Origin of the sequence: Amycolatopsis sp. NPDC004625 (genome assembly GCF_040609695.1) — a bacterium.
Classification (GTDB): domain Bacteria; phylum Actinomycetota; class Actinomycetes; order Mycobacteriales; family Pseudonocardiaceae; genus Amycolatopsis.
Genome location: NZ_JBEXKX010000058.1, coordinates 36,293 through 47,681, shown reverse-complemented (window position 1 = coordinate 47,681; position 11,389 = coordinate 36,293). Strand labels below are relative to the sequence as shown.

The window sequence follows — 11,389 nt, the reverse complement described above, 5'->3', positions numbered from 1 at the left end:
TTGTCCGTGCGGCGCCCCCCCACCTCCCCCCCCCCCCACCCTCCCCCCCCCCTCCCGCGGTTTGTTTTTTTTGTGGCTTTTCAAAACCCGCCTTACCACTCACGACAGCCGCGGCAGACTCAACTCAGCGGGTTGACGAGCAGCAGCTCCGTGTTGTGGTCCTCGGCCGCGCCGACGCGGCCCAGGCTGACGTGGATGTCGTTGTAGGACAGTTCGCGGTACAGCGACGCAAGCGCTTGCGGCGTCCGGGCGTCGTAGTCCACGGCGTACGGGGCTTCGGCCTCGATCAACGTCGTGAACAGCGACAACGTCCCGTCCGCGTTGTCCGCCACCTCGACGATCCGGGCGTGCTGCGGGAAGTCGACGTGCGAGGCGGTGTTGATCTCCCAGAACCCCTGCTGCGGCGTGTTGCCGGCGTGCGGGGTGATCTTGTTGAGGTGCGTGTGGCCGTTGACCCAAGCCAGCACGTTCGGGAACCGCTTGAGCAGCGCGACGAACGCGTCGCCGTTCAGGCGCGGGTCGAGCAGGTGGCGCGAGTCCGGCAGCAGGTTGGTCATCGTGCCGCTGGTGTGGTGGCTGAACAGGATGAACAGCTCGTCGGTGACGGCGTGGGTGACCTTGCGGCCGAAGAAGTCGTAGTACGTCGAGCTGCTGCGCTTGAGCGTCGACTCGACCCACGAGTACTGCGCGAGGCCGATCGAGCCGTCGGCGAACCCGGCGTCGGTGGTCGTGTCGAGGCTGATCCCGGTGACGCCCGGGGCGATCCGGAAGGTGTAGTAGACGTTCTGGCCGTCGGCGTTGGCGCTGGTGAAGCCGTGCCCGACCGGGCCGGGGCCGGTGTTGGCGGTGTCGAGGTGCGCGCGCACGAATTCGCCGGTGCTGAACGGGCGCCGCCGCGCGTCCGGGGTGACCTCGCGGATGGTGCCGCTGCCGCCGAACAGTTCGGCGACCGGGACGCCGGAGCCGCTCTTGATCGCGTCCGCGAGCTTCTTCGAGGTGGTTTCGTCCTTACCGATGACCTTGTAGCGGCCGGTGTACCAGGCGTCGATGCCCGGGATCTGCGCCGGCAGCGAGCCGACGATGCTGTCGTCGTGGTTGCCGAAGGTGCAGAACCACGGGACGTCGAGACCGGGCGCGGTGAAGGTCTTCGTCGCCGCTTCGAGCAGGCCGGGGATCTGCGGGAAGCCTTTGGCGGAGTAGTCGTCGGTGCCCGGCTTGCCCGGGTTCCAGAACTCGTGGTTGCCGGAGTTCTGGACGCCTTCGTAGGCGTTGGCGTCGCCGGAGTTCGGGGTGACGCTGCCGCCGTTGAGGACCTTGAGGAACCAGTCGAGCTCGAGCAGCTCGTGGTTGTCGGTGTTGTCGCCGGTGGTGACCATGAGGTCGAACGGCCGCCCGGTGAACGGGCCCTGCCGCACGCTGTTGACGCGCTCGACGAGCGCGCTGGTGGCGACGGTGCCGAGGACCTCCTGCGGCCGGTGCGCGGAGCCGATGAAGGGGTGCAGGTACTCGAACCGCGCGGGGCTTTCGGCGTCGGTGATGTGCAGGTCGGTGAACTGGACGAACGAGCTGAGGGCGCGCCGCCGGTCGTCGCGCCCGCTCTTCGGGGTGGCGAGGTCGCTGCGCACGACCAGCGGCCACCCGGGGCCGGCGGACAGCCGCGAGTAGGTCGTGGTGCCGCCCCCGGTGGCGACCTGTTCGAGGGTGGTGCCGGACGTGGTGACCGAGCGGGTGCTCGTGAGCCGCAGGGCGCGGTCGAGGGCGTTCGCGGTGGGCGTGCAGAGCAGCAGCCCGAGACCGGCGGCGCCCGCGGTGGCGAAGGTGCGCCGGGTGAGTTCGGCCATGGTTGTTCGCTCCCCAGTCTTCTCGGTTGTCCAGCACGCTGCCGGGCGTGGGTGGACACGGGGTGAACGTGAAAAACATTCACCGTGACAGTTGAGTTCACCCTGTCACAGTCCGCGAGGTGGGGTGTACCGCCGAAGGTTGTGGTCATTTCCTCCGCTGTGCGAGGCCGTCGAGGATGACTTCGGTGCCGAGCGCGAAGAGGTCGTCGGCGGTGAGCCCGGTGAACCCGAGGGTGCGCGCGTTCGGGTAGTCCTTCAGCTGCTCCCGGAAGGTCTTCGCGGCTTCGGGGTCCGGTTTCCCCGGCCGCTCGACCGACGCGAGGACGTGCGCGGTGAGCAGCCGCGCGATACCCGCGGTGTCTTCCGGGGTGAAGCCGGCTTCCAGGAGGGTGCGGGCGGTGCGCTCGATGTGGGCGAGCCGGTTCGGTCCCGGCGGGCGTTCCCGCAGGAGGATCGCGGCGTCGCGGTGCTTCAGCAGCATGGTGCGGAACTGGTGGAGGCCCTGTTCGAGCTGGTGCCGCCAGTCCTGGGTCTCGTCGATCTCGAACGCGTCTTCGCAGACGGCCTCGGCGAGGAGGTCGAGCAGTTGCGCCTTGTCCTTCACGTGCCAGTACAGCGTCGGCGAGCTGACGCCGAGCTTGGCGGCGAGCCGCCGGGTGCTCAGCTCGGCCAGCCCGACCTCGTCGAGCAGAGCGAGGGCGGCTGCGGTGATCTGTCGGCGATCAAGAGGCACGCGGAGGACTCTATCAGTGATAGGGAATGGCCTCTATCGGTGATAGAGGCCGGTTCTCTATCACCGATAGAGTTCGGCGATTCAGCCCTTCAGCCCGGACTCCGCCACCCCGCGCACCAGGTACCGCTGCAGGAACGCGAACAGCAGCACGATCGGCAGGATCGACACCGCCGCCGCCAGGAACAGCAGGTTGAGCTGCGGGTTCTGGGCCGTCAGCAAACCCGAGAGGGCCACCTGGACCGTCCACGAATCCGGTGACTGCGCGATGATCAGCGGCCACAGGAACGCGTTCCAGCTGCCGATCACCGTGATGACCGCGATCGCCGCGAAGAACCCCTTCGAGTTCGGCACCACGACCCGCCAGAACACGCCCCACCGCGAAAGCCCGTCCACCCGGCCCGCCTCCTCCAGCTCACGCGGGAAGTCGAGGAAGTACTGCCGGAACAGGAACACGCTGAACGCGCTGAACAGCCCGGGGATCACCAGCCCGCGCAGGTCGGACAGCCAGCCCAGCGACGAAACCACCACGAAACTCGGCACGAACGTCACCGACGTCGGGATCATCAGCGTCGCCAGCACGGCGTAGAACACGAACCGCGAGTGCCGGTACGGGATCCGGGCCAGGCCGTAGCCGGCCAGGGAGCAGACCACCAGCAAACCGACCGTCTGCAGGGTCGCGACCACCAGCGAGTTCAGCAGGCTGCGCGCGAAGGGCACGTCCGACAGCGAGAACAGCCGCGAGAAGTTCTCCCAGTGCACTGTGGACGGGAAGAACGTCCAGTCCGGCGCGGTGATGTCGGCCCGGGACGCCAGGCCGTTCCGGACCAGCAGGTAGAACGGCAGCAGGAACAACACCGCCGCCACCACCAGGGCCGCCCACCGCAGGGCCGCCCTCATGACGCCCGTCCGAAGCGGAACACCCGGCCCTGCAGCACCGTCACCAGGGCGATGAGCAACGCCAGGAGCACCGCGCCCGCGCTGCCGCGGCCCAGGTCCTGGCCGCCCGAACCCAGCGACGTGTAGTACAGGTACACCAACGGTGGCCGGGCGAACGGCGGGTATCCGCGGGAGTCGCCCATGATGTTGTAGAACTCGTCGAACGCCTGGTACGCGTTGATCAGGTTCAGCAGCAGCACCGCCACCGCCGTCGCGCGCAGCTGCGGCAGCGTGATGTACCGGAACACCTGCCAGCCCGGTTTCGCGCCGTCGAGCCACGCCGCTTCGTACAGCTGGGCCGGGATCCGCTGCAGGGCCGCGATGAACAGGATCATGTAGAACCCCAGCTGCAGCCACAGCCTCGCCGTCACCAGCACGACCCAGTACAGCGGCGGGCTCACCGTGCCCGTCCAGGCCACCGGGTCGACGCCGAACACCGAAAGCACCGTGTTCGCCAGTCCGTATCGGACACCCGAGAACAGCGACGTCTTCCAGACCAGCGACGCCACCACGTACGAGCACGCGAACGGCAGGAAGAACACCGACCGGAAGAACGCCCGCGCGAACCGCAGCCGGTTGACGCCGAGGGCGAGGGCCAGCGACAACACGAACGTCAGCGGCACGATGAACAGCGCGAACACGCTGAACGTCCCCAGGCTGGACAGGAACGGCTCGTCCGTGAGCATGTGCGCGTAGTTGTCCAGCCCGACGAACTCGGTCGGCGTCACCGTGTTGCGCGCGTCGAAGAACGACAGGTACGCACTCCAGCCGATCGGCAGGTACGCGAACACCGCCAGCCCGATCAGGAACGGCCCGACGAACAACCAGAACGCGCGCGCATCGCGCCGCTTCATCCGAAGAGGCGCTTCAACTCGGCGCGCGCCACCTCGACCGCCGTCTTCACCTGCGCCGCCGGGTCCGCGCCTTCCTTCGCGATCTTCGCGACCGCGTCGGACAACGCCGTGTTCGCCTGCTGTGTCCACACCGGACCGCCGACGAGGTGGCTGTTCTCCTTGACGAACCGGGCCGCGTCGGCTGCCGGGCCGGACTTGAGGCTGTCCGCGCGGCCGACCAGGCTCTGGCGGGCCGGGACGTGGAAGCCGAACTTCGTCGCGAACTCCAGCTGGTCCTGCGTCTGGTCGACCCACAGCCACTTCACGAACGCCTTGGCCTCGGCGACGTGCTCGCTCTTGGCGTTCACCATCGCGCCGTACGCGCCGACCGGCACCGACGGCGCGCCGCTGCCGTCCAGCTTCGGGAAGGGCAGGACGCCGAAGTCGTCGTCGAACGCCTGCCGGATCTTCGGCACGTTCCACAGCCCGGTCCACTGCATCGCCGTCAGCCCGTCGACGAACGCGCCCGGGTCCGACCAGTCCGCCGGCGCGCCGAGCAGCAGGGAACCGTTGGCGTTCACCGTGTGCAGCTTCGCCAGCGCCGTCGCCGCGCGCGGGTCGTCGAAGCCGACCTCGCGGTTGTCGTTCTTCAGGTAGTCGAGCCCCGCCGACCACAGCAGCGGGCCGGTGAGCACGCCGACGCCGCCGTCGTTGCCCACGAAGAGGCCCTTGACGCCGTCCTTCGTCAGTTTCCCGGCCGCGTCGATCAGCTCGTCGACCGTCTGCGGCGGCTGCACGCCCGCCGCCTGCAGCAGGCTCTTGCGGTAGAAGAGCACCTGCGTGTCGGTGGCCTGCGGGATGCCGTAGACCTTGCCTTCGACGGTCTGCGCGGCCAGCACGGCCGGGCTGAAGTCGCCCTTCACCGGCCCGATCACGTCGTCGAGCGAGACGACCTGGTTCTGCCGCACCCAGTCGATCTTGACCTGCGCCTCGAAGACGTCGGGCACCTTGCTGTTCTGCAGCGCGGTGACGATCTTCGAGTCGTAGTCGCCCGGGTTCCACTGCACGTTCACGGTCGCGCCGGGGTAGCTCGCCGCGTACCGCTTGACGGCGTCCTGGACGCCGTCCTCGCCGTAGGCGTGGTACCACTGCTGGAGCGCGACCTTCGGGGCGTCCGACGGCGGCGGGCCCGCCGAGTACGCCGTCGAGGGCGGCGGGTCACCCTGCCGCCCGGTGTTCGACCCGCATGCCGTCGCCAGCGCGCCCATGCCCGCGAGCGCGAGGAAACTCCGCCTGTTCCGTTGCATCCCCAGAACCCCTCCGACGTGCTCCGAAGGCCACCATGAAGGAGGTAGGTTCCCCCATGGTGGCCGTGCCAAGCGTGCAGACTCGCCGGAGATTTACCCGTTAGAGCTGGGCGATGTCGAGCTTTCCCTCGGAGTAGGACGCGCGGATGCGCTTCTTGTCGAACTTGCCGACGCTCGTCTTGGGAACTTCGTCCACGAACGTCCAGTTCTCCGGCAGCTGCCACTTCGCGACCTTGTCGCTCAGGTAGTCGCGCAGCTCCTCCGGCGTGACGGTCTGGCCCTCCTTGAGCACGACGGCGACCAGCGGCCGCTCGTCCCACTTCTCGTCGGGGATGCCGACGACCGCGGCCTCGGCGACCGCCGGGTGGCCCATCACCTGGTTCTCCAGGTCGACCGAGGAGATCCACTCGCCGCCGGACTTGATGACGTCCTTGGCGCGGTCGGTCAGCGTCAGGTAGCCGTCGGCGCTGATCTTGCCGACGTCGCCGGTGCGCAGCCAGCCGTCGTGGAACTTGTCGGGGTCGATCTCGCTCCCGCCGTAGTACGCCGCCGCGATCCACGGGCCCTGGACCTCGAGCTCGCCGACGGCCTCGTTGTCCCACGGCAGTACCGCGCCGTCGTCGTCGATCAGCCGCGCCCGCACGGACGCCGGGAAGCGGCCCTGCGTGTAGCGGTACTTCCAGGCGTCCTCGCCGGTCGCGCCGGCCGGCGGGCGCGCGACGCTGCCCAGCGGCGACGTCTCGGTCATGCCCCAGGCGTGCAGGATCGAGACGTGGTGCTTCTCCTGGAACGCGTGCATCAGCGACGGCGGCACCGCCGAGCCGCCGACGACGACTTCGCGCAGGTGGGAGATGTCCTGCGGGTTCGACTCCAGGTGGGCGAGCAGGCCCTGCCAGACGGTCGGGACCGCGCCGGCGAACGTCGGCTTCTCGGCGGCCAGCAGCGCCGAGATCGGGGCCGGCTGGAGGAACCGGTCCGGCATCAGCAGCGACGCGCCGACCATCAGCGCCGCGTACGGCAGGCCCCACGCCATCGCGTGGAACATCGGCACGATGGCCAGCGCCTTGTCGCTCTGCGCGAGGTTCATGCTGTCGCTCATGCAGACCTGCATCGAGTGCAGCCAGATCGACCGGTGCGAGTAGGCGACGCCCTTCGGGTCACCGGTCGTGCCCGAGGTGTAACACATCGCGGCGGCCGAGCGCTCGTCGACGTCGGGCCAGTCGAAGGTGTCCGGCTGGGCGGCCAGCAGCTCGGCGTAGGCGTGGACCTGGACGCCGTCGGGGGCCTGCAGCGACGCGGCGTCGCCGTTGGCCACGATGACGTGCCGGACGGTCTTGAACTCCGGCAGCTGCTTCGCGAGCAGCGGGACGAGGGTGCCGTCGACGATGACGACGTGGTCTTCGGCGTGGTTGGCGACGAACACGAGCTGCTCCGGGAACAGCCGGATGTTCAGCGTGTGCAGCACGGCGCCCATCGCCGGCACGGCCAGGTAGGCCGCCATGTGCTCGGCGTTGTTCCACATGAACGTGCCGACGCGCTGGTCACCTGTCACGCCGAGACCCCGGAGGGCGTTCGCGAGCCGCGCGGCGTTGCGGCCGAGGTCGCCGTAGCTCTCCCGGCGGGCTTCTGAACCGGTCCAGGTGATGACTTCGCTCGCCGAGTGCACCGACGTGCCGTGGCGAAGCAGGTTCGCCAGCGACAGCTGGCCGTCCTGCATGGTGCTCAACATGGTCGCTCCCGGGGGTCGTTCGCCGGTGGGCTGGGTTGGGCCGACTCTAATGCGGATCGGGTGAAGCGGGCATGGCCGACAACGGCTCCGTTCGGTCACGGTCGTAGCGCGATCGGGCGACTACCCGACGATGATCAAGATCATCAATTTTTCGGGTTTTCCTTGTGTGCAAGGAAATGTGCACGAGAACAGCGGGTAGCGGAGGCTTCACTTCCGGGTGAGAAGGGCCACGCGGGACCGTTCTCGGGAGCGTTTCCGCAGGCCGGAGCGGGTTGCCCGGTATCACCTCCGGGGGTAATAAGTGCGTGTCGGTTGCACGGCCACGAAGCCGGTGGCGTTTACTGGGCCCGTGGCAAGAGACGGCTGAGCAGCGCTTGCAGGAGCAAGCACTCACAAAAGCTGTCGGCCGCGAAAGCGGAGACCTGAGAGGAAAGGACACTACGTTGGCTCTGCCTACGTTGACTCCGGAGCAGCGCGCCGAGGCCCTGGCCAAGGCCGCCGAGGCTCGCAAGGCGCGTTCGGAGCTGCTCGCGTCGATCAAGTCCGGCAAGGAGAGCATCGAAAAGGTGCTCAAGCAGGCCAAGGAGAACAAGACCATCGGGAAGACGAAGGTCACCCAGCTGCTGAAGGCCGTCCCCGGCCTCGGCGCGGTGAAGGTCGCCGCCCTGCTCGAGCAGGCCGGCATCGACCCGGACCGGCGTGCGGCCGGCCTGGGCGAGCGCCAGCGCGAGGCGCTCATCGACGCGCTCAAGTAGCGCGTCACCAGGAGCTGACCGCGAGGGGAGTGTCGCTGGCGACACTTCCCTCGCGGATCTCCCGTCGCCTGGGACGCTGGAGTGGTGAGTTCTCCTGACCCGGCCACCCCGGTTGACCTCGCCGCCCGCTACCAGCGAGGCGACTTCCTGTTCACGACGGCGACCCGTGCGCTCCTGGCGCAGGGCGCGATCCGGACCGTCACCGAGACGGACCCGCGCCGGCTCGCCTCGGCGATCCCCGGCGTGCTCGCCGAGACCGGCGCTCCGCTGGCCGTCGGCGTCCTCCCGTTCGACACCGGGCCCGACACGAAGGTGCCGGGCCACCTCGTCGTACCCCGCACCGTCCACCGCTCCTCCGGTGCGCCCTCTTCGGCTCGTGCGGCACTGCCGGCGCCCGTGCGGGTGCGTGCGGTGCCGTCTCCGGCGCTGCACATGACGTCGGTGCGCGCCGCAGTGACCGAGCTGGCCGCGCGTGACCTGCGGAAAGCCGTGCTGGCCCGCGCCCTGGACCTCGAGTTCGACGCGCCACTGCCCGCCGAGAGCATCGTGCGGAACCTCGCCGCCGGCAATCCCCGGCACTTCACGTACGCGGCCGAGCTGCCCGGCGGCCGCTCGCTCGTCGGCGCCACGCCCGAGCTGCTGCTGCGGCGGACCGGCCGGACGGTGTTCTCCTCGCCGCACGCGGGCTCGATGCCGCGCTCGGCCGACCCGGTCGTCGACCGCGCGAACGGCGAGGCGCTGCGGACGTCCCGCAAGGACCAGCTCGAGCACGCGGTGGTGATCGACTACCTGGTCGAGGCCCTGCGCCCGTTCTGCCGGACCCTGGACGTCCCGGCCGGCCCGGAGCTGGTGACGACGCCGGCCATCTGGCACCTGCGCACGCCGATCACGGGCGAGCTGGCCGACCCGGACATCACGGCCCTGGACCTGGCGGCGGCCCTCCACCCGACCCCGGCGATCTGCGGCACCCCGACGGAGGGGGCACGCGACCTGGTGAAGGAACTGGAGCCGTTCGACCGCGACTACTACGCGGGAGCGGTCGGCTGGGTCGACGCGGCCGGCGACGGCGAGTGGGCGGTGGCGATCCGGTGCGCGGAGATCGCCTCGACGTCGATGCGGCTGTACGCGGGCGGCGGGATCGTGCCGGCGTCGGACCCGCAGGCGGAACTGGACGAGACGACGGCGAAGTTCCGGACCCTGCTGACGGCGATGGGCCTGGAGGACAGCGTCTAGGGGACCCAGTGCTCCTCGGTGACCGACAGTTCCTCGGTGGTCAGCACCGCGATGGCCGCCCGGTAGCCGTCGGCGGCCTTCAGGTCCACCAGGCGGGTCGTCGCCGGGTCCAACGCCGGGTCGCCCGACGACACCAGGCGAGCCGGCTCGTCGTAGCGGGAGAACGTGATGCTCTGCAGCGGGATGCGCAGGCCCTTGCCGGTGGCCTTCATCACCGCTTCCTTGCGGGTCCAGTAGACGAAGAACGCCGCCGCCTTCTCCGTCGCCTCCAAGCCCGCCAGGTGGCCGGCCTCCGCCGGGCTCAGCGCGTACTCGATCAGGCCGTCGTCCGCTCGGCGGGTGGCCGTCTCGACGTCCAGGCCCACCGGGACCGACGGGGTCGCCGCCACGCCGATCAGGTCGCCCGAGTGGGAGATCGACAGCGTCAGGTCCGCGCCCGGGATGCGCGGGCGGCCGTGGGGCTTTCCGCAGTCTTCGCAGGTCGCGTCGAACTTCACCGACTCGAGCGCCACGCCGAGGCGCTCGGCCGCGACCGTCTTCGCCAGGACGCGGCCGGTGAGGAACCGCCGCTTGTCCGCCTCCTGCCGGTACGCCTCGAACCGCCCTTGCTCGACGTCGTCGAGCAGGCGCATGAAGCGATCTTCGGTGGGCAACGGCGACGACCAGCGGACCTCGATCTCCATCACACCCCCGATCCTTCCGGGCCCGGCAGCCGTTGTCACGAATTCGGGCCGAGGTCTGGGGTTACCCGGGGGCGAAGAGGTACCCTGGAGCTAAGCAAGCGCTTAGCCAGTGTCGGAGGAGCAGCCACGCCATGGACTTTTCACTGAGCACCGAAGAACGGGAAGTGCGCGACTGGGTCCGCACGTTCGTCCAGCGGGAGCTGGTCCCGCTCGAGCAGGAGGTCCTCCGCCGCGAGCGCGTCCACCAGCCCGGCCTGACCGGCGAGGAGCTCAGGGACCTCCAGCTCAAGGCGAAGGAGTCCGGCTTCTGGGGCGTGCTGACCCCGGAGGAGTACGGCGGCATGGGCCTGTCCGCCGTGATGGCCGCGCTGCTGGAGGCCGAGCTCGGCCGCACCTTCGTGCCGTTCCGCTTCGGCGGTGCCGCCGACAACATCCTGTTCCACGCCAGCGAGGAGCAGAAGCAGACCTACCTGCTGCCGACCATCTCGGGTGAGCGCAAGTCGTGCTTCGCGATCACCGAGCCGGGCGCCGGGTCGGACGCCAAGGCCATCCGGACCACCGCCCGCAAGGACGGCAGCGACTGGATCATCAACGGCGAGAAGACCTTCATCACCGGCGGCAACGAGGCCGACTTCACCATGGTCTTCGCGATCACCGACCCGGAGAAGGGCGCCAACGGCGGCGTCACCTGCTTCCTCGTCGACCGCGAGGCCGGCTGGAAGTCCGAGTACATCGACACCATGGGCGAGTGGGGGCCGGCGTCGCTGATCTTCCAGGACGTCCGCGTCCCGGAGACGCAGATCCTCGGCGAGGAGGGCCGCGGCTTCGAGCTCGCCATGCAGTGGATCGGCCAGGGCCGCTACCTGCTGCCCGCCCGCGCGATCGGCTCGTGCGAGCGGCTGATCTCGATGGCGATCGAGCACGCCAACACGCGCGAGACGTTCGGGCAGAAGATCGCCGAACGGCAGGCCATCCAGTGGATGATCGCCGACTCCGGCGTCGAGCTGGAAGCGCTGCGCTGGCTGGTGCTGCACGCCGCCTGGCAGGTCGACCAGGGCCTGGATTCGCGGCACGCGCAGTCGATGGCGAAGCTGTACGGCGGCCAGAAGGCCAACGAAATCGTCGACCGCGTCCTGCAGATCCACGGCGGCATGGGGTACACGCGGGAACTGCCGGTCGAGCGGTGGTACCGCGAGCTGCGGCTGCTGCGCATCTACGAAGGCACCGACGAGATCCAGCGCCGGACCATCGCGCGCAACCTGCTCAAGGGGCACGTGAAGGTCGGTAGCACTCTCGGCTGAGAACGCGAGAAGCCGTCAAGACCGTCGGGGAAGGCGGT

General features: G+C 69.4%; 10 protein-coding genes. 3 read left to right on the top strand and 7 right to left on the bottom strand.

Annotated elements, in window-relative coordinates; genetic code table 11:
• Positions 1–119 precede the first annotated feature (119 nt).
• The 6 genes from ABZW17_RS40400 to ABZW17_RS40375 form a co-directional block, all read right to left on the bottom strand.
• On the bottom strand, positions 120–1,841 hold the full coding sequence (locus ABZW17_RS40400) for a TIGR03767 family metallophosphoesterase (RefSeq protein ID WP_354826327.1): 1,722 nt from the start codon (positions 1,839–1,841) through the stop codon (positions 120–122).
• A 145-nt stretch (positions 1,842–1,986) separates the two neighbouring features.
• A complete protein-coding gene (locus ABZW17_RS40395) occupies positions 1,987–2,574 on the bottom strand; it encodes a TetR/AcrR family transcriptional regulator C-terminal domain-containing protein (protein WP_354826324.1) in 588 nt (195 codons plus the stop codon).
• Between the two features lie 81 nt (positions 2,575–2,655).
• Entirely contained in the window at positions 2,656–3,471 is an 816-nt protein-coding gene (locus ABZW17_RS40390) for a carbohydrate ABC transporter permease (RefSeq protein ID WP_354826321.1), read from the bottom strand.
• Positions 3,468–4,364, bottom strand: coding sequence for a sugar ABC transporter permease (locus ABZW17_RS40385; protein WP_354826318.1), 897 nt, complete (start codon positions 4,362–4,364; stop codon positions 3,468–3,470). The genes ABZW17_RS40390 and ABZW17_RS40385 overlap by 4 nt, the downstream gene beginning before the upstream one ends.
• Positions 4,361–5,650, bottom strand: coding sequence for a sugar ABC transporter substrate-binding protein (locus tag ABZW17_RS40380; RefSeq protein ID WP_354826315.1), 1,290 nt, complete (start codon positions 5,648–5,650; stop codon positions 4,361–4,363). The genes ABZW17_RS40385 and ABZW17_RS40380 overlap by 4 nt, the downstream gene beginning before the upstream one ends.
• A gap of 100 nt (positions 5,651–5,750) precedes the next feature.
• Positions 5,751–7,379, bottom strand: coding sequence for a long-chain fatty acid--CoA ligase (locus tag ABZW17_RS40375; protein ID WP_354826312.1), 1,629 nt, complete (start codon positions 7,377–7,379; stop codon positions 5,751–5,753).
• A gap of 443 nt (positions 7,380–7,822) precedes the next feature.
• On the opposite strand from ABZW17_RS40375, the gene mihF reads away from it, so the two are divergent.
• Together mihF and ABZW17_RS40365 are read left to right on the top strand one after the other, a co-directional pair.
• Complete coding sequence (mihF, locus tag ABZW17_RS40370) at positions 7,823–8,134, top strand: integration host factor, actinobacterial type (RefSeq protein WP_051767699.1); 312 nt, start codon at positions 7,823–7,825, stop codon at positions 8,132–8,134.
• A gap of 81 nt (positions 8,135–8,215) precedes the next feature.
• Entirely contained in the window at positions 8,216–9,367 is a 1,152-nt protein-coding gene (locus ABZW17_RS40365) for an isochorismate synthase (protein ID WP_354826309.1), read from the top strand.
• On the opposite strand, the gene ABZW17_RS40360 is transcribed toward ABZW17_RS40365, so the two are convergent.
• The gene (locus tag ABZW17_RS40360; protein ID WP_354826332.1) at positions 9,364–10,050 is read right to left on the bottom strand and encodes a 4'-phosphopantetheinyl transferase superfamily protein; all 687 of its coding nucleotides are present in this window, start codon (positions 10,048–10,050) and stop codon (positions 9,364–9,366) included. The two genes, ABZW17_RS40365 and ABZW17_RS40360, sit on opposite strands and share 4 nt — an antisense overlap.
• 131 nt (positions 10,051–10,181) lie before the next feature.
• Between ABZW17_RS40360 and ABZW17_RS40355 the strand changes: the two genes are divergently transcribed.
• Complete coding sequence (locus ABZW17_RS40355; protein WP_354826305.1) at positions 10,182–11,351, top strand: acyl-CoA dehydrogenase family protein; 1,170 nt, start codon at positions 10,182–10,184, stop codon at positions 11,349–11,351.
• Positions 11,352–11,389 lie beyond the last annotated feature (38 nt).

Coding starts and splice junctions, on each gene's coding strand:
- ABZW17_RS40400 (WP_354826327.1), bottom strand. CDS start 1,841: ATGGCCGAACTCACCCGGCGCACCTTCGCCACCGCGGGCGCCGCCGGT.
- ABZW17_RS40390 (WP_354826321.1), bottom strand. CDS start 3,471: ATGAGGGCGGCCCTGCGGTGGGCGGCCCTGGTGGTGGCGGCGGTGTTG.
- ABZW17_RS40385 (WP_354826318.1), bottom strand. CDS start 4,364: ATGAAGCGGCGCGATGCGCGCGCGTTCTGGTTGTTCGTCGGGCCGTTC.
- ABZW17_RS40380 (WP_354826315.1), bottom strand. CDS start 5,650: ATGCAACGGAACAGGCGGAGTTTCCTCGCGCTCGCGGGCATGGGCGCG.
- ABZW17_RS40375 (WP_354826312.1), bottom strand. CDS start 7,379: ATGTTGAGCACCATGCAGGACGGCCAGCTGTCGCTGGCGAACCTGCTT.
- ABZW17_RS40360 (WP_354826332.1), bottom strand. CDS start 10,050: ATGGAGATCGAGGTCCGCTGGTCGTCGCCGTTGCCCACCGAAGATCGC.
- ABZW17_RS40355 (WP_354826305.1), top strand. CDS start 10,182: ATGGACTTTTCACTGAGCACCGAAGAACGGGAAGTGCGCGACTGGGTC.